The organism is Halorhodospira halophila, from assembly GCF_016653405.1.
Taxonomy (GTDB): domain Bacteria; phylum Pseudomonadota; class Gammaproteobacteria; order Nitrococcales; family Halorhodospiraceae; genus Halorhodospira; species Halorhodospira halophila_A.
Genome location: NZ_NHSN01000018.1, coordinates 16714 through 37434 on the forward strand (window position 1 = coordinate 16714; position 20721 = coordinate 37434).

Sequence of the window (20721 nt, forward strand, 5' to 3'; positions counted from 1 at the left end):
CACACCTTTGCGCCCGCACGACTCCCCAGCCCCCAATGTAGCCCAGCGCTGCCCCGCCCTCGTCGCGGCGCGGCACGAGCCGTTACCCTGTCCGCCAGGAACCCCCAGCCTGCTCACGGAGATCCGGATGCGCTTGCTGCTGAGCCTCGCCGCAGCGGCCGGTCTGATCTACGTCGGTTTCGGCGCGCTGCTTTTCTTCGGACAGGAGCGGATGGTCCACCTGCCGCAGATCCCCTCCCGCGAGCTGCAATCCGCCCCGGCAGACCGCGGCTGGGACTATCAGGATCTGGCCATCCCGAGCACCGACGGGGTCACCCTGCACGGCTGGCGCATCCCGGCCGATAGCCCCCGCGGGGTGGTGATCTTCTTCCACGGCAACGCCGGGAACATCTCCCACCGCCTGGACACGATCGCGATCCTCCGCGATCTGGGGCTGGATGTGATCATCTTCGACTACCGCGGGTACGGGCAAAGCGAAGGCAGCGCCCACGAGGCGGGGCTGCACGAGGATGCCCGTGCGGTGGCCCGGTGGGTGCGCGAGGAACTGGGCGTGCCCGGAGAACGGATGGTCTTCCATGGCCGCTCGCTGGGCGGTGCCCTGGCGGCCAGCGCGGCGCGCCACACCAGCCCGGCGGCGCTGATCCTGGAGTCGAGCTTTACCTCGGCCGAGGCGGTGGCCCGCGATCTCTATCCGTTCTACCCGACCCGCTGGCTGACGCGGCTCGAATACGCCACCGCCGATTACCTTACCGAGACCCGGGCACCGGTGCTGATCGTCCACAGCCGTGACGATGAGATCATCCCCTACCACCACGCCCGCTCCCTGCGCGAGGCCGCCCCGGGCGAGGCGCAGCTGCTCACCATCCGCGGTGACCACAACACCGGTTTTCTCACCAGCGGCCGGGCGTATCGCGACGGGCTGCGCCAGTTCCTGGACCAGCACCTGCCGTGACCCGGCCAGGGCGAGGTGCGATCCGCACCCGAGCTGGCCCGCATCAGCACCACCGGGCGGGCCACGTAGAGCGCCAGCATCGAGAGGACTAGAATGATCAGCGAGTAGGCGCCGCCGAATCTGAACGAGGGGAACGAACCATGAAGGGAGTAGACGGCAAGGTCATCGTCATCACCGGGGCCGCTGGGGGCATCGGCGAGGCCACGGCACGCCACCTCCACGCCCAGGGGGCGCGCCTGTTGCTCACCGACCGGGAGCTCGACGGTGTGCAGCGGCTGGCCGAGGAGTTGGGTGAAGGCACCGCCGCCATGGCGGTGGACGTCTCCAGCCAGGCCGACAACGAGGCCATGATCCGCGAGGCCGAGTCGCAATTCGGGGCTGTGCACGGGGTCTTTCTCAACGCCGGCATCGAGGGTCGGGCCGGTCCGCTGGAAGCGGCGGACGACAGCGTCTGGGAGCAGGTGCTGGCGGTCAACGTGCACGGCGTCCGCTACGGCATCCAGGCCGCCCTGCCCGCTCTGCGCCGCGCCGGTGGCGGCAGCCTCCTGATCACCTCGAGTGTCGCTGGCGTGCGTGGCGTCGCCGGGCTGAGCCCCTACGTCAGCAGCAAGCACGCGGTCATGGGCCTGATGCGCACCGCCGCGGCTGAGCTCGGCGCCGAGGGGATCCGGGTCAACTGCGTGAACCCGGGCCCGGTGGACAACCGGATGATGCGCTCGATCGAGGATCAGGTCAGCCCCGGGCACGGCGACGAGGTCAAGCAGGGCTTCACGGCGCGCATCCCGCTCGGGCGCTACGTCAACAACGACGAGGTCGCGTCCGTGGCGGCCTTCCTGCTCTCTGATGCGGCCTCGGGGATCACCGGCTCCAACTACATGGTCGACGGCGGGATGACCGCCCAGTGACCGGCCACGCGTGGGCCGCCCACCCGGGTGGCCCGCGTGTCTTACGGTGCCGTGGCCAGGAGCAGCCACACCACGCCCACCGCCACCGCGGCGGCGACGGCGGCACGGTAGAGCGGCGCAATCCAGGGCGGTGCGAAACCGTTGCGCTTGTAGCCGCTGATCATGGCCATGAGCAGCCGCTCGCCACGCACCCAGCGATACACCGCGATGGCCACCACGTGGAGGGTGATCAGGATCAGCAGCAGGTCGAAGGTGCGGCTGTGCAGGCGAGTCATGGTGCGCTCCATGTCGGAGCCGATCCAACCGGTCAGCGGCCCGCTACGCAGGATATCGTCGGTGGCGAATAGCCCCGATACCGCCTGCACCAGCGCCAGCGCCAGAAGGGCAACCACCGCCCAACCACCGAGTGGGTTGTGGCCGCGACTCGGGGTGCGGTCGCGCCACCAGTCCCGGAGGTAGCGGGCAATGGTCCGTGGGCCCGCCAGAAAGTCGCCGAATCGCGCCGTCTCGCTGCCGAACCACCCCCATAGCAGCCGGAACAGGATCAGGGTGATGACCGCATAACCGCTCGACTGATGGAGATCCCAGCCCGACAGCCCCTGCTCCGCGCTGTACCACGAGAGCCCGAGGGCAACCACCAGGGCCCAGTGGAAGAGCCGTGTGGGTAAGTCCCAGACCAGAACCCGCTGTTCTCCGCTCATCATCCCCCTTCCATGCACGCGGGCGATCCTTGTGCGTACCGCTGACCCGCTGCTCGCACGGTATCCAGCCTAGCTCCTTACCCGGTGCCTGTCAGGCCCCGTGGGTGCTCCCGCGTTTGATCCAGCCCCAACCACCGACTAGGCTTGAGCAAGTGCTGCCAAGCAACGGATCCATCGGGGTCCACTTCCCCGGACCCGACTAGCGCGAAAGGAGGTGCCATGATGCGCAGACTGCTCTCCACCACCCTGGCCATCACGACCGGATGCCTGCTGGCGACCGGCGCAGTGGCACAATCCGACGAGGATCAGATCGATTACCGGCAGGCCGTGTTCACCCTGGTCGGCGCCAACTTCGGCCCGATGGGCGACATGGCTCAGGGTGAGATCGACTATGACGCCGAGCAGTTCGCCCGCAATGCGGCCCGCGTTGCGGACCTTAGCCGCATGGCCAAGGAGGGTTTTGAGGGCGGCCCTCACGATGGTGACACCGATGCCAAGCCGGCTATCTGGGATGAGTGGGACCGCTTCTCCGAGGGCATGACCCATTTCGAGACCGCCGCCCAGGAGCTTGCCGAGGCCACCGAAGGGGGGGATCGCGAGCTGGCGGATGTTCAGGATCGCTTCATGCAGGTCGCTGAATCCTGCCAGAGCTGCCACGACAACTACCGGGACAACTGATCCCCGGATGATCGATTAGGGGCGCCGCTCCGGGCGCCCCAACCCTTCGCAACCAGGACGGAAACGCGCCAGGCATGGCTCTGATCCCTTCTCGATACCGGCCACGTCTGGGCGTCGGGGCCTTGCTGCTCCTCGGCATCGCCTCGCTGCTCGCCGCGCTGATCACCATTCACATCGTCGGCGGCTACATCCTGCTCGATCGCCAGCAGGCCCATGACCAGCAGGTCAATGCGGCGCTGGTCGAGGGCGTGCGGGCCGAACTTCGCGCCGGCTACGCCGAACTCGAGCGGTTTCTGGAGAGTAGCGAGGACCGCTATCGCCAGGCCCACGAACAGGCCCGCCAGACCATCGAGGCGGAAGGGATTGAGGCGGTCGATCTGGATGCCCTGGCTGCACAGCTTAGCCAAGCCCTGGGCGATCCGGTGCATCTTTATATCGTCGACCCGGAGCTGCGCATCACCCGGACGACCTTCGAACCCGACCAGGATCTGGATTTCACCATGGAGGGGATGGAGGACGCCCGCGGCATGCTCGAGACCGCGCTGGCGCAAGATCAGGTTCTCATTGGGCCGCCCACACTGGAACTGGTCAGCCGGGAGTTCCGCTTCTACACCTACGGCCCCCTCGGTGATGAGGGCTACGCGCTGGAGCTCGGGTTCAGCCCTGACTTCATCGATGAGGTCTTTCGGGGCATGGAGCGGCGCATGGAGCAGCGGACCCCGTATGAGGGTGAGCTCTTCTTCCTGGTCAACGGCCAGTGGCTGATCCCCCTGGGCCTGGATCCGGACCTGGGCGGGCTCGACAAGGCCGAGGCCTTCGCGCAGAGCCAGGTCCAGCTCGATGAACACACCCGCCACTCCCTGGAAGCGGTGGAGCGCCGTGGTGTCTACCGGCCGCAGAATGCTGACGAGCCCGGCACTTACTACGCCTGGCTGAACCGCATCGATCTCGACGAGGACGGCCACCACCTGGACATCCTGGCCCGCCTGGAGATGGAGCAATCCGCCTCCGAGGACGTGCGCCGCGTCTGGATCGCCGTGCTGGCAGGGACCGGCGGGTCCATCGTGCTTGCCACCGTGCTCTTTCATCAGATCGCACGCCGGCTGCTGGTCTTTCCGCTACGCCGGACGGCGCAGGCGGCAGCCGCCCGGCGCCCCATCCCGATCCATGGGCCGGTGGCGTGGCTGCGCGAACTGCGCCTGCTGGCCCGACAGATCAACCGCGGGCTGGCCCACAGCCACCGCGAACTCGCGGCCCTGAACCGGCAGGCCCACTCAGACCAGCTCACGGGTCTGCTCAACCGCAGCGGGCTGGATCAGCAGCTGGCCAACGAGATTGACTACCACCGCCAAAATGATCACCCCCTGTCGCTGCTGCTGATCGATCTCGATCACTTCAAGCAGGTCAATGACGAGCACGGCCACGCCATCGGCGATGCCGTCCTGCGCACCCTGGCCAGTCAGCTGCGCGCCGGGGTCCGCGAGGCCGATACGGTGGGCCGCTGGGGTGGCGAGGAGTTCGTGGTCCTGCTGCCGGCCACCGATCTGGCTGGGGCCCATCGAACGGCGGAGAAGCTGCGCAGGGCGCTGGCCGATCACCCGGTGTTCCGCCAGTACCAGCTGACGGCCAGCTTCGGGGTGAGCACGCTGGAGGCGGATGATGAGGGTGAAGACCTTTTCGAGCGCGCCGATTGCGCGCTTTATGCCGCGAAAACCCAGGGGCGCAATCGGGTCTGCATCCGCGCACCGGGCTCCTGACCCGACGGTGACGCGAGGCGGGAGCCCACGCCCCCGGGCCGGTAAACGGCCCGGGCATACGCCGCCCGCCGGCGCTAACGCAGATCCAGGGTGATGCGGGTCCCGCCCTCTTCCACCGTAAACGCGGCATCCTCGAAGTCGGGCGGTCCCATGCGGCCCATGGCGCCGCGGCTAAAACCGGCGGGTTCTCTCGGCACACCCAGGAAGTTGGTGGTCAGATCGCCACTGCCGTCCAGGTCCTGGAAGGCGGCCACGGCGTACTGACCGGGGGTCAGATCGGAGATCGTCAGCGTCACCGCGTCGCCCTCCACCGGACGGGTCTTGCGCGCGCGCGCCCGGTCCGCATCGGGGAAGGCCTCCGCGTCGTCGAAGAGTGCGACGTAGACACTGCCCTGGTCGGCCTTCGGCAACAGGATCTCCACCTCCAGCGTCACGGCCCGCGCCGCGACACCAACGGTCAGACCGAGCATGAGCGCCACCACCCGGACCCCGAGCCTCCCCGCCCCTGGACACAGCCCCGCTTTCCCCGAACGGGGCGTCAACTGCCGCACCCTCACGTTCGTCCTCCTTAGCCGATCGTGTCCGCCAGCGCGCCGCCGCCATCGCGGTACGGTGCCAGCAGGCGGTCGATTAGTTCCAGCAGCTGGCGCCTCTCGGCCAGCGGCTCGCGGGTACCCGGCACCAGGTACGGTGAGACGCTCCGACGATCGAAGTAGAACCCCCCGGATTCCGGTGCGCTCGAGGCCTCAGCCCCACTGGGCCCGCCGGCCCTTGCCGCCAGCCACACCAAGGTGTCCGCCCCCTGCTCGGGACTGCGCAACCGGCCGCGGGTCCAGCGCCAGAACCCCGGGATCGCCTCACGCACCCCGGCGGTATCCACCCAGCCAGGATGCATGGCGCAGCAGTCCACATCGCGGAACAGCGGCATGCGGGCCATCTGCGCATTGACGATCGTCTGTGCGCGCTTGACGTTGGCGTAGGTGGCGACCTTGTCGTAGCGTTCGTTTTCAAAGATATGGCGCAGGTGCAGGCGCTGCAGGTACATCCCCCCGGAACTCATCCAGATCACGCGGGCGCCCTCGCGCAGCCTGCCGGAGCTGGCCAGGTTGTGGACGAGCAGGTAGTGCCCGAAGAGCTGCGAGGCCATCTGCAGCTCAACGCCGTCGGCATTGCGCGTGAACTGCTCCGGCATCCCTCCGGCGTTGAGGGCCACAAAGTCAAGCGGCGGAAGGGTCTCCCCCGCGCGTGCCACGGCCGCCCAGTCCCCCGTATCCAGCGTGCGGTAATCCGGGTCCCCGGTCCCTGCCCCGCGCCCGCAACTCAGCACTCGATGGCCCATGCCGCGCAGGCGCTCAACGGCTGCAGCGCCGATGCCACGACTGCCGCCGGTAATCAGGCCGGTCAGTGCCTCCTGCGGGCCTTCCCGCAGGCGGTCCCGGAACCCGGGCCAGGTGCGCGCGTGGCGCTCGAAGCCGCTACGGTCGAATGAGAAGTAGATGGATGCATCGAGTAGCCACTCGTGGGGTTTTCTCATGGGCAGACCGTTCCGTGCGGCGAAGGGTGTGGCGTATACTCCGCAGCTTAATCGCGCCGCGCTCGACATCAAAGGGAGGAGACTTCGAGCGATGCCCGTCAGGAAACCACCCCTTCGCACCATCCTGATCGCCCTGTGCGGGGCCCTCCTTGTCACCCCCGTCCAGGCCGACGACGACCCGCTCACCCGCGGTGAGCTCATCGCCCAGAGCTGCTTTGCCTGCCACGGCCCCGATGGCCAGGGTGCCGATACCATGCCGCCGATCGCCGGCTGGGACGAGGAGCTGATGGTGGAATATCTGGAAGACTTCCAGAAAGGCAAGCGCAACCCCACCGTGATGGACCGTCACGCAACCGGTTACACCGCGGACGAGATCCGCGAGCTTGCCGCCTACCTGAGTGAACTCGACTGAGGCCCTGGATCATGAGCCGATCATACTCCCGACGCGATTTCCTGCGCCTGGGTGCCACCGGTGGCACCATAGCCGCACTGGGGCTGGCCGGCTTCCCCACCCTGAGCCTGGCCCGCAGCCAGCTCGATGCCCGCATCGCCGTGGTCGGGGGCGGTTCCGCCGGTGCCACCGTGGCCCGGTACCTCAAGGAGCACGCACCCAACCTGCGGATCACTCTGATCGAGCCCAACGAGACCTACTACACCTGCTACGCTGGCAACTGGTACCTCGGCGGTTTCCGGGATCTGGACACGCTGGGCCACGGCTACGACAACCTGCGTGAACGCCATGGCATCGAAGTGATCCATGACCGCGCTGAAGAGCTGGACCTGGCCGGCAGGCGCGTCATGACCCGCAACCATACCCCCATCCAGTACGACCGCTTGGTGGTCGCCCCAGGTATCGACTTCGACTGGGACCGGGTCGAGGGCCTCGACCGAGAAGGTACCGAGCAAATCCCACACGCCTGGCAGGGCGGCCGCCCGTTCCGGATCCTGCGCGAGCAGCTCGAGGCTATGGACGACGGTGGCACCGTCATCGTCTGCCCGCCTGAGTCGCCGTACCGTTGCCCGCCCGGGCCTTACGAGCGCATGGCGCTGATCGCCCACTACCTCAAGTCCCATAAACCGCGGGCGAAAGTGCTGGGACTCGATCCGAAGGACAGCTTCTCGAAGCAGACCCTGTTCAAGCAGGGCTGGGAGGAGCTCTACGGCGACATGATCGAGTGGGTTCCCGCGTCCGCCGGCGGCGCCCCCGAACGGCTCTCGGTGGCAGACCGCAGAGTCTTCACCGACGGGGGGGACCAGATGCACCAGGGTGATGTCATCAACTTTATCCCGCCTCAGCAGGCCGGCGCCATCGCCCATCGGGCCGGCCTGGTCGACGACACCGGCTGGTGCCCGGTGGATCAGGAGACCTTCCGGTCGAAGCGGCACGAAGACGTCTACATCATCGGGGATGCGGCGATCGCAGGCGACATGCCCAAGTCAGCCCACAGCGCCAACAACCAGGGTAAACTGGTGGCCGCAACCCTCGTCGGCGAACTCACTGGAGAGCCAAGCCCGGGGTTCCCCACGGTCAACACCTGTTACAGCCTGGTCGCACCCGATTGGGCGTTCACCATCGCGGCGGTCTTCGAGCACCGCGACGGACGAATCCGCGAGGTGGAGGGCTCCGGGGGGCTCAGCCCAGAGGACGAGGGCAAGGAGTTTCGTCAGGTCGAGGCCATTTACGCACCCGGCTGGTACGAATCGATCACCCGGGACATGTTCGGGTAGGGCGCTTCTGCCCGGTTGGCGATCGGGGATACGGCCGCGCTAGAGTGGGTCGCATCACCGGATGCCGGAAAGGACCCGTTCAACCATGCTGCGCCTTCTCAAGTGGCTCCTGCTGGGCCTCCTCGCCCTGATCCTGACCCTGGGCGTCGCCATTGCCGTGGCGGCGCTGGTTATCGACCCGAACGAATACCGCGATGACCTCGCCGCCCTCGCCGAGCGCGAGCTGGGCCGGGAGTTCGAGATCGAGGGCGAGATCGAGTGGTCGTTCTTCCCCTGGCTCGGTATCGAGGTCGGACGCATCACGATGGCCGACGCCGACGGCTACCACGACGAGCCGTTCGTTGAGTTCGACCGGCTCGCCGCCGCCATGAAGGTCTGGCCGCTGCTGCGCGGCGAACTGCACACGCGGGCCGTCGAGATCGAGCGTCCGGTTGTGCGGTTGATGCGTGACGAGGATGGCCAAGACAACTGGACGGACCTGGCAGAGCGATTCGCCGCGGAGGAGTCCGATGCCGGGCAGCAGCCCGCCGGCGCCGATGCCCCGGCGGATGCTGACGCGACCGAGCCCCCTCCGGCCGACCTGGAGGCCCTGGCGGGGATGGTCATCGGCGGAGTTCGTCTCAACGAGGGGGCCGTCTACTGGGAGGACCGCAGCGATGACCGGCGGATCCGGCTGGATCCCGTCAACCTGGAGATCGACACCCTGCGCTTGGACGAACCCGTGGGGATCCGGGCCGACGCCCTGGTCGGTGACGAGGAATACCTCGAGTTCACCAGTGAGGCCCGGCTGCGCCAAGCCGATGCCGGCCCGGAGCTGACGGCCAGCTGGTCGCTGAGCCCCCTCGATCCCAAGGGCCTGCTCGAGGCGCTCGGCGAGGAGCCGCCGGAGACCGAGGATCCCGGGGTGCTGCGCAGCTTTAGCGGCTCCGGGGAGATCGACGCCACGGCAGACCGCATCGATCTGACCGGGCTCGCCGTCGAGCTGGATGACAGCCGGGTCGAGGGCGAGGCGGCCATCGAGCCCGCGCAGCCGACCATCGAGCTGGCGCTGCAGCTCAACCACATCGATCTTGACCGCTACCTGCCGCCCGAAACAGCTGAGGGAGAGCCAAGCGGCCATGGCAACGGCGGGAACACGGACAGCGACGACGGTCCGCAAGAGGGGCTGGGGGATCTGCGCGAAGTGGCCCTGGACTTCCCGCTGGAGCCACTGCGCCCGCTGGTCGTCGAGGGCCGCATCGGCATCGACGAACTCCATGCCGCCGACCTGACGGTCAGCGACTTCGAGGCCCGGCTCACCGGCAGCGAGGGCGAGTTGGGTGCCGAGTCCCTGCGCGCCCGCCTTTACGAAGGCGAGCTGGCCGGTCACGCCTGGCTGGATGCCCGCGGCGACGTACCCGCTTTCAACGTGGCCACCTCCCTCGAAGGCGTGGCCTTTGCGCCCCTACTGGAGGATCTGCTGGATCGTGACTGGCTCCACGGGCGCGGCCATTTCCATTTCGAGGGCAGTGGCGGGGGCGCGCACCTGCACGGGCTGATCGAGGATTTCGAGGGGTCGGGCCGGATCGCCGCCGAGGACGGCAACCTGCTCGGGCTGAACATCCCCCACAAGATCCGCGAGGCGGCGGCCCAGCTGCGCCGTGAGGAACCGCCGGAGGCCCCCGGCCATGACGAGCGGACGGACTTCTCGGACCTGACCGCGAGCTTCACCCTGGAAGACGGCATCGCGCACAACGAGGACCTGCTGCTCGAGTCGCCCGTGCTCCAGGCCACCGGCGAAGGGTCGGCAAACATCCTTGCCGAGGAGATCGACTACCGCGTGCGGGCAACCCTGCCCGACGGCCTGAACGAGGAGGATGCCCCGCTGCTGCACCGCCTGGCCGGGGCCACAATCCCCCTGGAGATCACCGGTTTTCTGTTTGAGCCGGACATCCGGCTCGACCTCGCCGAAGCCTTGGGTGAGGAGCGCCTGGAGCGTCTCGGTGCCGCACGCGAAGAGATCGAGGAGCGGGTGGACGAGGAGCGCGAACGCCTGGAACGGGAGGCCGAGCAGGAGCAGGAGCGTCTCGAACAGGAGGCGCGGGAGCAGCGCGAACGCCTCGAGCAGGAGGCGGAAGAGCAGCGCGACGAGGCGGAACGGCGCCTCCGCGACGAGGTGGAGAGCTTCTTCTAAGGAGGGATCATCGGATGGGCACACTCCTGTTCGGTCGCGCAGACTTGGAGAACCGGCTGGCGGCCATGACGCCGGAGGAGATCGACGAGCTTCCCTTCGGCGTCATCCAGATCGACGACAACGGATGCATCCTCCTCTACAACGCCACCGAGGGGGCCATCACCGGTCGGGATCCGGCGGAGATGATCGGTCGCGATTTCTTCAACGAGGTCGCCCCATGCGGTCATACGGAGACCTTCTACGGTCGTTTCCGGGAGGGCGTCCGGAGCGGCGATCTCAACGAGATCTTCGACTACACCTTCGACTACCGGATGGCGCCGACGAAGGTCCGGGTGCACATGAAACGGGCCCTGAGCGGGGACAGCTACTGGATCTTCGTCAAGCGGATCAGTGCCCCGGCCGCCTGATGGAAGGGGCCCGTCGGCCGCCTGCACCCCCGGATCCCGCTGGCGTGGCGCGCAGCCGGGTGGCTCGGGGATAATGGGGACCCGCCCAAGCCCACCGGGCGCATGCCCAAGCCAGAGGGAGCCGCATGAGCGAAGACACCCCCAGACTCAACACCGACCTTGCCAGACAGGTTCAGGCCCTGGGCCTGGAGGCCGTCGACGCCCAGGACGACGAGCCAATGGCCACGGTGGAAGCCCTCATGCTCGGGACGCTTTCCTTCGCCCGCAACTACATGAGCGGTGCGGACCTGGCCGACTATCTCCGCTTCGTCGCCGAGCACGTCGAGCGGGCCGACGACGACCTGGAAGACGAACCGGGCGAAGAACCGTGATCGCACCGGCCCCCGGGCGGTAGGTAGCCCCGGGGCCGACCTCGCGACCTACTCGGCGGCCATGCGCTCGAGGGCATCGAGGGCCTGCTGCTCGCCCCCGACAAAGAACCGCACCTCGCCATCGGTGCCCCGGTAGAAGACCGTGGGTACGCTACGCACGCCCAGCTCTTGGGCCAGACGCATGTTGGCCTGGACGGCGTCGTAGCCGTCCACATCCTTCTCGTCCTCGATCATCGCCGCTGCATCTGCCTGCGCGCCCGAGCCGAGGAACCCGACCGGTACCCAGCGCCACTCCACGCTGGGCGTGGCATCGTTATCCACGGCGTTCTTCAGGTTGGTGCAGGCCGGGCAGTGCGGATCCTTGAAGGCGTAGACGCGGAAGTCGCTCTCGCCCTGCGCGATGTAGTGGCTATCGGCAAGGCGATCGAAGACGTCCGCCCGGGCGGACTCCCCCGGCGTGCCGTCAGAGCAGCCCACCATCAAAACCGCACCGCCCACGAGTCCCAAAACCGCCTGACGCATTACTCGACTCATCGATCACTCCCTCATCCATCCACCTGCGTAATGAGCCACCCGGGCGCGCCGCTGCGGCGCGCCCGGGCACCCCGCCTCAGTGCTCCACCCCGGGCAGCACGGCGTTGAGCAGGTGCGCCGCGCGCTCGTGGCCGGCCTCGGCCGCCTGCTCCCAAAGCTCGGCGGTGCGTTCCATGTCCGGCTCCGTCGTATGCCCCTCCAGGTACATCCAGCCTAGCTGAACCTTGGCCTCGGCATCTCCGGCGTCAGCCAGATCCCGGAAGGCCTCGTAGGCACCTTCCAGCTTCCCCTGCTCGTGGAGTTCGAAGGCCTCGTTCAGGGCCTGATCCGCTTCGCTCAGCTCCTCGTCCTGGCCGGACGCCGCTCCCGGCTCCGTGGCCTGGGCACCGCCGCCCCAGCCGGTGACCGCCAGCACGAGCACCACAGCGAGCCAGTACGGTCTGTTGCGTTGTGGCCGCATGGATCTCCTCCGAAACGTCATCTGGGTCGGCGCAGCGTAACGCAGGATCGCCCCGCTGTCGCACCGCGACGATGCGCTCGGCCACGGAAAGGTGCATTCGCTCTATCATTGACCGGTTAACATCGATCGATAGCCATTGATCCTCGCAACCCGGCAAGGAAACCCCGCGCGGCAAACATGGTGAACCTCCCCCCGCAGCACATTCTCCGAGCCCTCGGCGAGGGTGTAATGGGCGTCGACCGCCAGGGACGCTTCACCTTTCTCAACCCGGCCGCCCTGCGACTGCTCGGGTTCCGCGACGAAGCCAGCGTGATTGGCGAATCGGCCCATGCGCTGACCCACCACAGCCACCCCGATGGGCGCCCTTACCCAGAAGAGCATTGCCCCATCTACCGGGTCATCGAGACTGGCGAGGCCCTCGAGGCCTGGCAGGACCTGTTCTGGCGTAGCGACGGTACCGGCCTTCCCGTCCAGGGATCCACGCCCGGGGCCAGGTCGTGGCGCGGGATGCCGAGGGATTCCCCCGGCAGGTGCTGGGCATCCACACGGACATCAGTGAACTCAAGGCAGCCGAGCAGTCACCCCGTGATCAACGCTACCGACGGTTCCTGGAGGACTTCATCGGGATTGCCTACCAGAGGCGACTCGGTGAACCGGCCCCGGTCCTGCTGCGCGGCATGGTCGCTGAGATCACCGGCTACAACCAGGCGGATTTCATGGGCGGCCACTGCGACTGGACCTCCTTGATCCACCCCGAGGACCGCGAGCGGGTCCGGCAGCGGATCAGGGTGCTGATTGCCGAGGGCGGCACCTCGGACCTGAACTACCGCATCGTACACCGCGATGGCTCGGTGCGCTGGGTGCGCGATATCGGCCGTCTGGTGCGACTCAACAGCCAGGAAGACTGGGTCCTGCAGGGCGCGATCTACGACATCACCGAACAGAAGGAGGCGGAACGCGCCCGGGATACCTTCCTGGCTGCCGTCAGCCACGATCTGCGCACCCCCCTGAACACCATCGCCGGCTTCTGCGGGCTGCTGGCCGATACGCCACTCACCCCCCGGCAGGAGGAGTACCTCGGCTACTGCCGGAACGCGGCGGGGCAGCTGGAAGGGCTAATCGACACGCTGTTGGAGCTGTCCCGGCTGCACGCTGGCGGGCTGCGGCTTCAACCTCGGACGCTACGGCTGCGCCAATTCCTCCATGAGCAGCTAGCCCCCCTGGAGCATCAGGCCCGAAACCAAGGGCTCACCCTGCACTGGCACCCGGATGAGCGCCTCCCGGGGATCGTCCGCGGCGATCCGACCCGGCTGGCTCAGGTCCTGAATAACCTCGTGGGCAACGCCATCAAGTTCACCGAGCGCGGGTCGGTGGCGGTCTACGTGACTCCCGAAGGCGACGAGCGCATCAGTTTCCGCGTCAGCGATACCGGCCCCGGGATCCCGGAAGCCCTCCGGGCCTCCGTCTTCGAGCCATTCGCCCGCGGTGACCCAGCGCTGCACCGCGCCCCGGGGAGCGGGCTGGGGCTGGCTATCTGCAAGGAACTCGTTGCCCTGATGGGTGGTCGGATCGAGGTAACGAGCACCGAGGGATGCGGCACCACCTTCTCCTTCACCGTGTCGCTACCCACCTGCGAGGCAACGGATGCACCGACGGAGGCCGACACCGGCGTTCACGCGCCGCGGCGTCCGATCCCGGGCAACACACCACCGCAGGCCGTGGTGGCCGAAGACGAGCCAACCAGCGCCCTATTGCTCAGCAAGCTGTTGCAGCGCGCCGGCTGGGAGGTCACCACGGTCTCTGACGGCGAGGAGGCGATAGCCGCGTGGCAGCAGGCACAACCGGACCTGATGATCCTGGACATGCAGATGTCACACACCAACGGCGACCGGGCCGCAACGCGGATTCGGGAACTCGAACGGAGGCATCGGGTTCCGTATACACCCATTGTGATACTCACCGCCCACGCCCTGGACGACGTCCGCGAGCGCGCCCTGCAGGCCGGGTGTGACCGCTACCTGACCAAGCCGGTGGCGACGGACGCCCTGCACGCCGTACTGGACTGGGCCCGGGGTCAGAGTTCGGGATGAGGCTGCGCCCGGTCCGCCCCGCCCGGTTTCGCAACCCGTTCGGCCCTACCAAATCCCTGCTCCGGCTGCTTTTGACCGGCTTCGCGGTAGTGACGGCGCCGCTGATCCTGGCTCTGGCCATCGCCGCATGGTCCGTGGATCGGCTCGCCAGCGACAGTCAGATCGCCATCTATGAAGCCGTCGGCGTCACCGAGAACAGTGCTCACATGGCGCGTGTCGCCATGGATATCGAACGCGCTGCCCGCCGTTATGCCACCCACAACGACCCCGCCGCCCTTCAGGAGTATCGCCACTGGCGCCGCGAGCTGGCCGCAGCCGGCGCCCCGCCCGGTGCCTTCGGACCCGAGGAGGCCACCTGGCTTCACCAGGGGTTGCGGGTCGTAGAGTCCACCCTGGTGACCACGCTGCACCTGCTCGGGCCGGACCGGCCTGAGGCCACCGCCCAGGTGCCGGCACTGAGTCTGGCCCTGCACCGTTCGGTGGCCAGCATCTCCGCAGCCGGCTACCGACGGATCGACGAGGAGGTGGACCAGGTTCAGGCCTTCTCCGATCGGGCCCGCCAGATCTTCGTCTGGCATCTGCTTGCGGCGGTACCGATCACGCTGGCCTTCACCTTCTACTTTGCCGGACGCATCCACCGGCCTATCAAGGCCCTCGGTGACAACATCCGCCGGCTCGGGACGGCGGATTTCGAGCGCCCGGTGGCGGTCCGCGGCCCACAGGACCTGGAAAACCTGGGCCGCGAGCTGGATGACCTGCGCCGGCAACTGGCCGAGCTGCGCAACCAGCGCCAGCGGCTGCTGCGCCACTTCTCCCACGAGCTTAAGACGCCGCTGGCCGCCGTGCTCGAGGGGGCCGAACTCCTCCGCGATCCCACGTTCAACGGCGACCCGACACGACGCGAGGAGATCGTCGGGATCGTCCGCGAGAACGGCCACGAGCTGCGCCGCCAGATCGACAATCTTCTGCGTTTCGCGCGCCACGGCGAGGCCCTTGCCCGCCCGGCCCACTTCAACCGCCTGGACCTGGCCGCGCTGGTCCGCGAAGTCGTCGAGCGCCACGAGCTCACGGCCCGGCGCCGCGGCATCGAGATCCGGACCGACCTGGAACCCGCCGAGATCGAGGCCGATCGTGAACTCATGGCGACCGTGATCGATAACCTCCTCTCCAATGCCCTGCGCTATTCGCCGGAGAACCAGCCCATCGACCTGCTCCTGCGCGGCGACGACCAAGGGGTCACGCTCGAGGTACAGGATCGCGGGCAAGGCATCCCCGAGCACGAGCAATCGCTGATCTTCGAGCCGTTCCGCCAGGGCGAGACCCGGGGCAGCGGCTCGGTCAAGGGCAGCGGGCTGGGGCTGTCCCTGGTCCGCGAATGCCTGAATGCCCACGACGGCACCATCCAGGCGCTGGCACGTCCCGACGGGCCCGGCGCGAACATGCGCGTCTGGCTGCCCAAAGATGCGAAGGAGGCAACGGTATGACGCAACGCCCTCGGATCCTAGTGGTCGACGACGACCCGAGCCTGTGCCGGCTGATGGAAATGCGTCTGGAGGCCTCGGGCTACATGCCCACCACCTGTGAGAGCGGCGAGCGAGCCCTGGCCGAACTGGAATGCCAACCGGCGGACGCCGTGATCACCGACCTGCGCATGGAAGGCATGGACGGGCTGGCGCTATTCGATGCGGTCCGCGAGCGCTGGCCGGCCCTGCCGGTGATCATCCTCACCGCCCACGGCTCCATCCAGGATGCCGTCGAGGCGACTCGCCGCGGCGTCCACGAGTTCCTCACCAAGCCCTTCGACCCGCCCGAGCTTCTTGAGCAGTTGGAGAAGGCCCTGTCAGCACGCGGCGGCCAGACCTCCGACACCGCCCGCGAGGCGGGACGGCGTCATGGCCTGGTGACCCGCAGCCCGCGCATGGAGGAAGTCCTTGAGCGCGCCTTGCTGGTCGCCGACTCCGACGCCAACGTCCTGATCCAGGGCGCCAGTGGCTCGGGCAAGGAACTCGTCGCCCGCGCCGTGCACGCCCACAGTCCCCGCGCCGAGGGGCCGTTCGTGCCGGTCAACTGTGGGGCCATCCCGGAGACGCTGCTCGAGTCCGAGCTCTTCGGGCACGTCCGTGGCGCTTTTACCGGCGCCGACCGGGATCGTGCTGGGCTGTTCCGCGACGCCGACGGCGGCACCCTGTTCCTCGACGAAATCGGCGACATGCCCGCGCAGCTGCAGGTCAAACTCCTGCGTGCCCTCCAGGAGCAGGTCATTCGCCCGGTGGGCGGACGCGACCCGATCCCGATCAACGTGCGCGTGCTCTCCGCTACCCACCGAGACCTAGAGGCCGCCCGTGCCGACGGCTCGTTTCGCGAGGACCTCTACTTCCGCCTGGCCGTCGTCACCCTGGCCCTGCCCGCGCTGACCGAGCGGCGCGAGGACATCCCCCTGCTCGCCCGCCACTTCCTGACCGAGGCCACCCGCCGCCACGGTCGTCCCGTCGAGGACCTCTCGCCGGAGGCCATCGAGGTGCTGGTCCAGGCCGACTGGCCAGGCAACGTGCGCCAGCTGCAGAATGTTATCGAGCAGTGCGTGGCCCTGAGCACCAGCGAGATCCTCCCCGAGCGCCTGATCCGCCAAGCCCTCAACCAAGATCAGGAACCGGCCATTCCCACCCTGGCCGAGGCCCGCGAAGCGTTCGAGCGTGACTACCTGATCCGGCTGCTCAAGCTCACTGAGGGGAACGTCAGTCAGGCCGCCCGGATCGCCGGGCGCAACCGCACCGAGTTCTACCGCCTGCTCGGTCGCCACCACCTCCAGGTGGCCGACTTCAAGGGCACCGGCGAGCCCCGCCACGACGTCTAGACGGCCTGGCCGGTTGCCACGCCGGAGGACCACGCCCACTGGAAGTTGTGGCCGCCCAGCTGCCCGGTCACATCGACGACCTCGCCGATGAAGTGAAGCCCGGGCACCTGACGGGCCGCCAGGGTGCGCGAAGAGAGCGCGTCGGTGTCGACGCCGCCGGCGGTCACCTCGGCCTTGGCGTAGCCGGCCGTACCGGCCGGGGTCAATCGCCAATCCTCAAGCCGCCGCGCCACCTCATCCAGGGCCTGATTGCTGTAGCCCTGCAACGGTCCCGACCAGCCCTCGAGTTCGCACAACGCCCGCGCCAAGCGTCGTGGCAGGTGGCGCTCCAGGCAACGATGCAGGGCCCGCCGGCCGCGTCCGCTGCGCACCCGGGCCAGCTCCTCGCGCAGGGCCGTATCCGGTAGCCAGTCCACGCTCAAGGGGGCCTCTGGCTGCCAGTAGCTGGAAACCTGCAGCGCGGCGGGTCCGCTCAACCCGTGGTGGGTGATGAGCAGGTCATCCCTGAACTCAGCCCCAGCACAGCGCATACGGACGGGCAGGCTGATCCCCGCCAGAGATCCGATCGGCCGGTGGAGGTAGTCCGGCAGGGTCAGCGGCACCAGCGCCGGGCGCGTCGGCTGCACCGGCAGGCCGAACTGCCGGGCGATGGCGTATCCCAGGCCGCTGGCGCCCATCCGGGGGATCGACAGGCCACCAGTGGCCACCACCAATGCCTCGGCGTGCACCGTACCGGTCGGGGTTGCCACGGCGAAGCCCGCCGCCGTCGAGCCGACGCTACGAACCCCCGTCGCCATGCGCAGCTCCACCCCCGCCCGCGCGCACTCATCGAGCAATAGGTCGAGGATCGGGCGGGCCGAGTCACGGCAAAACAGTCGCCCCGGCTCACGCTCCTCATAGGCAACGCGGTGGCGCTCCACCAACTCCAGGAAGGCGGCCGGCGGGTAGCGCCGCAGCGCCGAGATGCAGAAACGCGGGTTGGCCGACAAGAAGTGCTCCGGCCCGCTATCAAGGTGGGTGAAGTTGCAACGCCCGCCGCCCGACATGAGGATCTTGCGTCCCGGTTTGCGAGCGTGATCGAGCACCACCACCCGCCGGCCCCGCCCGGCGGCGGTGGCGGCACACATCAGCCCGGCGGCACCGGCACCGATCACGATCACATCGGTCTGTTCCGTCATCACTCCTACCGAATGTCGACGACCCGACTGGCCCGCTGGAAGCGGACCCGCCAGCCCGGCCAGGCCGGTAGTTCCCAGCGCTTCGGATCGGTGCGGCGGATGCCGCCGACCTTCTCAGCGACCACCTCCCGGCGCCGGACGTGGTAGTGGATACGCAATTCGAGATCGGGGAGTTGGAGCCGGCGCGGATAGCGCTCATCGAAGTCGGATCGCTGCCACTCCGGAATCCCCGGGAAACGCAGGTCCCCGGGCTCGAGCAGCGCGAGATCCTCACCCCGCTCCACGCCCAGGCGCTCGAGCTGCTCCAGCAGCCACGGCCGCGGCTCTGGAACGGCGCCCTCGGCATACCCCAGAGCGACGTACAGGGCCCACGCCTCCAGATCGTCACGAAGCCGACCACCGGCCGGCGCCAGCAGCGCGTCCTCCAGGATCAGGTCGGCCGCTGCCTCGCGCGCCGCGGCTCCCTCCGGCTCCACTTCCTCGCACCCGATGCAGCGCCCGGCAAAAAGCCACTCGCGGCGGGCAGTCAGTCGCTCCCCAGTCCATGCCGGCTCGCTGATCCCCTCGCTGCAGGCGCCACTGGCAATGACGCATGGCAGCGGCAACGGCGCCAGCGCCGTGGCCACGCTGATGGTCTGCCGCGTGCCGCGACCGGGGACACTGTGCGCACTGAGGACCAGCGCCGCCTCGGCCTCCTCCGGGAACCAAGAGTACTCGCCGAGCACCACCTCGTCGCCGGCGCCATTGCCGAGCGCCTGCCGCCTTCGCTGCCGACGCACATAGAGCCAGGTCGGCATCGCCCGGGCGGCGGCGGTCAGGGCCCGCTCGACCCGTGCGCGGTCGACGCCCGGTACGCCCACCTCCCTCGGCCTCGCCTCAGGCCGCGGCAGTATCGGTAGATCGAGCAATTCGCGCAGCTGACCTGCCAGCCGTCGCGCTTCCTCCCACGCCCGCGCATCGACCTGCACACCGGGGAGACGCTCACAGCGCAGCGCCGCCACGCGTAACCGGGCATCGCAGCGCTGCCCAAGCAACCCGGCCAGCTGCTCGCGTTCGTCGGGATCGCCGCGGACCTGCAGCCAGCGATCCCCCACCGCCAGCCCGGCAATCCAGTCGGCCATCAAGCCACCGGTCTCGGCGTCGGGCATGGCAAGCACGAGATGGGCCAGCTCCGGATCGACGGGCATGCGGAACAGCCGTTGCCCCCGCGGGGTGATGCCCCCAGAGGCATCCAGAGCCCCCATCGCCTGAAGCAGCCCCTCAGCCTGCTCCAGGCTCTCGGCCCGGGGCGTGTCCACGAAGGGCAGATCGGGGATCCGATAACCGGCACAGGCTCCCGCAAGCACCAGTTCGGTCAGATCCTCGCGCAACACCTCCGGCGGAGCATGCTCGGGCAGCGGTGCGGCATGCCCCCACAGTCGATAGCAGGTGCCCGGCTGCAGACGGCCGGCGCGCCCCGCGCGCTGCGCCGCGCTCGCCCGCGAGATCGGTTGCAGCGAGAGAACCGTCCGGCCGTTGCGGCGCAAGGTCCGCCGTTCCAGGCCGCTGTCCACCACCGCGGTAATCCCAGGTACGGTCAGCGAGGTCTCGGCGATATTGGTGGCCAGTACCACGCGACGCGTCGTTCCCGGCTCCAGCGCCCGGCGCTGCTCGGACAGCCGGACCCCGCCGTGGAGCCGGATCACCTCGGCTTCCACCCTGGAGAGCGCCCGGCGCGCCTCCTCGATCTCACCCTGTCCGGGCAGGAAGGCGAGCACGTCCCCGGCCGTCTCGTCCAGCGCCCGCCGGATCGCCTCGGCCAGGCGCTTGCCGAGATCTCTGCGCTGCGGCATGGTCCGGGGCTGCTCGCCCAGGTGGCATTCACCCACCGGATACCCCCGGCCCGGCGTCTCCAGGTACGTGCCACCCAGCTCCTTGGCCAGTCGCTCCCCGTCCACGGTTGCGGAGGTGATCACCAGGTGCTGAGCGGCATCGGCGCGCAGCAACGCCAGGAGCAGGTCGGTGTCCCAGCGCCGCTCGTGGAACTCGTCGAGGATCACCGTCGTGAACTCGGCCAGCCGCCCCTCGGCCCGCCAGCGCAGGGCCACGCCGGGGGTAACGAACAGGATGCGCGTCCGCTGCGAGTAGCGGCGCTCCAGGCGGACGGCATAGCCCACGCGCTCTCCCGATTCCGTCGCCATTTGTGCGGCCACGAAATCGGCCAGGCTGGTCGCCGCCACGCGGCGGGGCTGGACGACCAGCACCGGACCGCCGGCCTCCGCCGCCCAGACCGGCAGCCGAGTGGACTTGCCGGAGCCGGTTGCGGCCGCCACCACGCAGTGGCCCTGCTCCAGCGCCCGGGTGAACGACGGACGCAGCGGGTCGATGGGCAGAGCCGGATCTTGCTCCTCCTCGCTCAT

General features: G+C 68.7%; 19 protein-coding genes and 1 pseudogene. 13 read left to right on the forward strand and 7 right to left on the reverse strand.

What is annotated here, in order from left to right; genetic code table 11:
* Positions 1-127 precede the first annotated feature (127 nt).
* A complete protein-coding gene (locus CCR79_RS07245) occupies positions 128-952 on the forward strand; it encodes an alpha/beta hydrolase (protein WP_201170348.1) in 825 nt (274 codons plus the stop codon).
* Between the two features lie 140 nt (positions 953-1092).
* Positions 1093-1857 (forward strand): SDR family NAD(P)-dependent oxidoreductase, encoded by a 765-nt coding sequence (locus tag CCR79_RS07250; RefSeq protein WP_201170351.1) that lies wholly within the window; start codon positions 1093-1095, stop codon positions 1855-1857.
* A 41-nt stretch (positions 1858-1898) separates the two neighbouring features.
* Here the strand turns inward: CCR79_RS07250 and CCR79_RS07255 are convergent, their stop codons facing one another.
* Positions 1899-2558, reverse strand: coding sequence for a cytochrome b/b6 domain-containing protein (locus tag CCR79_RS07255; protein ID WP_201170354.1), 660 nt, complete (start codon positions 2556-2558; stop codon positions 1899-1901).
* A 219-nt stretch (positions 2559-2777) separates the two neighbouring features.
* Here CCR79_RS07255 and CCR79_RS07260 point away from each other — a divergent pair, with 219 nt between their 5' ends.
* Both CCR79_RS07260 and CCR79_RS07265 read left to right on the forward strand, forming a co-directional pair.
* The gene (locus CCR79_RS07260) at positions 2778-3236 is read left to right on the forward strand and encodes a c-type cytochrome (protein ID WP_201170356.1); all 459 of its coding nucleotides are present in this window, start codon (positions 2778-2780) and stop codon (positions 3234-3236) included.
* A gap of 74 nt (positions 3237-3310) precedes the next feature.
* Positions 3311-4993, forward strand: a complete 1683-nt coding sequence (locus tag CCR79_RS07265) for a GGDEF domain-containing protein (protein WP_201170358.1) — start codon at positions 3311-3313, stop codon at positions 4991-4993.
* 74 nt (positions 4994-5067) lie between these two features.
* Here the strand turns inward: CCR79_RS07265 and CCR79_RS07270 are convergent, their stop codons facing one another.
* Both CCR79_RS07270 and CCR79_RS07275 read right to left on the reverse strand, forming a co-directional pair.
* Positions 5068-5550 carry a DUF2141 domain-containing protein gene (locus CCR79_RS07270; RefSeq protein ID WP_201170360.1) on the reverse strand — a complete coding sequence of 161 codons (483 nt, stop codon included), beginning with the start codon at positions 5548-5550 and terminating at the stop codon, positions 5068-5070.
* A gap of 11 nt (positions 5551-5561) precedes the next feature.
* Complete coding sequence (locus CCR79_RS07275) at positions 5562-6527, reverse strand: NAD-dependent epimerase/dehydratase family protein (RefSeq protein WP_201170362.1); 966 nt, start codon at positions 6525-6527, stop codon at positions 5562-5564.
* A 91-nt stretch (positions 6528-6618) separates the two neighbouring features.
* Between CCR79_RS07275 and CCR79_RS07280 the strand changes: the two genes are divergently transcribed.
* From CCR79_RS07280 to CCR79_RS07300, 5 genes are all read left to right on the forward strand, one after another.
* Positions 6619-6939, forward strand: a complete 321-nt coding sequence (locus CCR79_RS07280) for a c-type cytochrome (RefSeq protein WP_201170364.1) — start codon at positions 6619-6621, stop codon at positions 6937-6939.
* Between the two features lie 11 nt (positions 6940-6950).
* Positions 6951-8255 (forward strand): NAD(P)/FAD-dependent oxidoreductase, encoded by a 1305-nt coding sequence (locus tag CCR79_RS07285; RefSeq protein WP_201170367.1) that lies wholly within the window; start codon positions 6951-6953, stop codon positions 8253-8255.
* Between the two features lie 85 nt (positions 8256-8340).
* Positions 8341-10428: an AsmA family protein gene (locus CCR79_RS07290; RefSeq protein ID WP_201170370.1), complete on the forward strand. Its 2088-nt coding sequence runs from the start codon at positions 8341-8343 to the stop codon at positions 10426-10428.
* Between the two features lie 14 nt (positions 10429-10442).
* Positions 10443-10835 carry a photoactive yellow protein gene (pyp, locus tag CCR79_RS07295; protein WP_201170371.1) on the forward strand — a complete coding sequence of 131 codons (393 nt, stop codon included), beginning with the start codon at positions 10443-10445 and terminating at the stop codon, positions 10833-10835.
* A gap of 125 nt (positions 10836-10960) precedes the next feature.
* On the forward strand, positions 10961-11206 hold the full coding sequence (locus tag CCR79_RS07300; protein ID WP_201170372.1) for a hypothetical protein: 246 nt from the start codon (positions 10961-10963) through the stop codon (positions 11204-11206).
* Positions 11207-11254: 48 nt separating this feature from the next.
* On the opposite strand, the gene CCR79_RS07305 is transcribed toward CCR79_RS07300, so the two are convergent.
* Positions 11255-11740 carry a thioredoxin fold domain-containing protein gene (locus tag CCR79_RS07305; RefSeq protein ID WP_201170373.1) on the reverse strand — a complete coding sequence of 162 codons (486 nt, stop codon included), beginning with the start codon at positions 11738-11740 and terminating at the stop codon, positions 11255-11257.
* Between the two features lie 76 nt (positions 11741-11816).
* The gene (locus tag CCR79_RS07310) at positions 11817-12200 is read right to left on the reverse strand and encodes a sel1 repeat family protein (protein WP_201170374.1); all 384 of its coding nucleotides are present in this window, start codon (positions 12198-12200) and stop codon (positions 11817-11819) included.
* A 177-nt stretch (positions 12201-12377) separates the two neighbouring features.
* Here CCR79_RS07310 and CCR79_RS13895 point away from each other — a divergent pair.
* The 4 genes and pseudogenes from CCR79_RS13895 to CCR79_RS07330 all read left to right on the forward strand — a co-directional run.
* Positions 12378-12659, forward strand: a pseudogene (locus CCR79_RS13895) (PAS domain-containing protein); the annotation flags it as partial.
* Between the two features lie 38 nt (positions 12660-12697).
* Positions 12698-14290: a PAS domain-containing hybrid sensor histidine kinase/response regulator gene (locus tag CCR79_RS07320; protein WP_345941485.1), complete on the forward strand. Its 1593-nt coding sequence runs from the start codon at positions 12698-12700 to the stop codon at positions 14288-14290.
* A gap of 71 nt (positions 14291-14361) precedes the next feature.
* Positions 14362-15774 (forward strand): sensor histidine kinase, encoded by a 1413-nt coding sequence (locus CCR79_RS07325; protein WP_201170378.1) that lies wholly within the window; start codon positions 14362-14364, stop codon positions 15772-15774.
* Positions 15771-17144 carry a sigma 54-interacting transcriptional regulator gene (locus tag CCR79_RS07330; protein ID WP_201170381.1) on the forward strand — a complete coding sequence of 458 codons (1374 nt, stop codon included), beginning with the start codon at positions 15771-15773 and terminating at the stop codon, positions 17142-17144. Before CCR79_RS07325 ends, CCR79_RS07330 begins: the two co-directional genes overlap by 4 nt.
* Here CCR79_RS07330 and CCR79_RS07335 read toward each other — a convergent pair.
* Positions 17141-18322, reverse strand: coding sequence for an NAD(P)/FAD-dependent oxidoreductase (locus tag CCR79_RS07335; protein ID WP_201170385.1), 1182 nt, complete (start codon positions 18320-18322; stop codon positions 17141-17143). The two genes, CCR79_RS07330 and CCR79_RS07335, sit on opposite strands and share 4 nt — an antisense overlap.
* Positions 18323-18327: 5 nt before the next feature.
* Complete coding sequence (locus CCR79_RS07340; protein ID WP_201170388.1) at positions 18328-20721, reverse strand: helicase-related protein; 2394 nt, start codon at positions 20719-20721, stop codon at positions 18328-18330.

Excerpts from the sequence above, each read along its gene's own strand:
- CCR79_RS07245 (WP_201170348.1), top strand. The coding sequence starts at position 128 with ATGCGCTTGCTGCTGAGCCTCGCCGCAGCGGCCGGTCTGATCTACGTC.
- CCR79_RS07250 (WP_201170351.1), top strand. The coding sequence starts at position 1,093 with ATGAAGGGAGTAGACGGCAAGGTCATCGTCATCACCGGGGCCGCTGGG.
- CCR79_RS07255 (WP_201170354.1), bottom strand. The coding sequence starts at position 2,558 with ATGAGCGGAGAACAGCGGGTTCTGGTCTGGGACTTACCCACACGGCTC.
- CCR79_RS07260 (WP_201170356.1), top strand. The coding sequence starts at position 2,778 with ATGATGCGCAGACTGCTCTCCACCACCCTGGCCATCACGACCGGATGC.
- CCR79_RS07265 (WP_201170358.1), top strand. The coding sequence starts at position 3,311 with ATGGCTCTGATCCCTTCTCGATACCGGCCACGTCTGGGCGTCGGGGCC.
- CCR79_RS07275 (WP_201170362.1), bottom strand. The coding sequence starts at position 6,527 with ATGAGAAAACCCCACGAGTGGCTACTCGATGCATCCATCTACTTCTCA.
- CCR79_RS07280 (WP_201170364.1), top strand. The coding sequence starts at position 6,619 with ATGCCCGTCAGGAAACCACCCCTTCGCACCATCCTGATCGCCCTGTGC.
- CCR79_RS07285 (WP_201170367.1), top strand. The coding sequence starts at position 6,951 with ATGAGCCGATCATACTCCCGACGCGATTTCCTGCGCCTGGGTGCCACC.
- CCR79_RS07290 (WP_201170370.1), top strand. The coding sequence starts at position 8,341 with ATGCTGCGCCTTCTCAAGTGGCTCCTGCTGGGCCTCCTCGCCCTGATC.
- pyp (WP_201170371.1), top strand. The coding sequence starts at position 10,443 with ATGGGCACACTCCTGTTCGGTCGCGCAGACTTGGAGAACCGGCTGGCG.
- CCR79_RS07300 (WP_201170372.1), top strand. The coding sequence starts at position 10,961 with ATGAGCGAAGACACCCCCAGACTCAACACCGACCTTGCCAGACAGGTT.
- CCR79_RS07305 (WP_201170373.1), bottom strand. The coding sequence starts at position 11,740 with ATGAGTCGAGTAATGCGTCAGGCGGTTTTGGGACTCGTGGGCGGTGCG.
- CCR79_RS07310 (WP_201170374.1), bottom strand. The coding sequence starts at position 12,200 with ATGCGGCCACAACGCAACAGACCGTACTGGCTCGCTGTGGTGCTCGTG.
- CCR79_RS07330 (WP_201170381.1), top strand. The coding sequence starts at position 15,771 with ATGACGCAACGCCCTCGGATCCTAGTGGTCGACGACGACCCGAGCCTG.
- CCR79_RS07335 (WP_201170385.1), bottom strand. The coding sequence starts at position 18,322 with ATGACGGAACAGACCGATGTGATCGTGATCGGTGCCGGTGCCGCCGGG.
- CCR79_RS07340 (WP_201170388.1), bottom strand. The coding sequence starts at position 20,721 with ATGAGCGAGGAGGAGCAAGATCCGGCTCTGCCCATCGACCCGCTGCGT.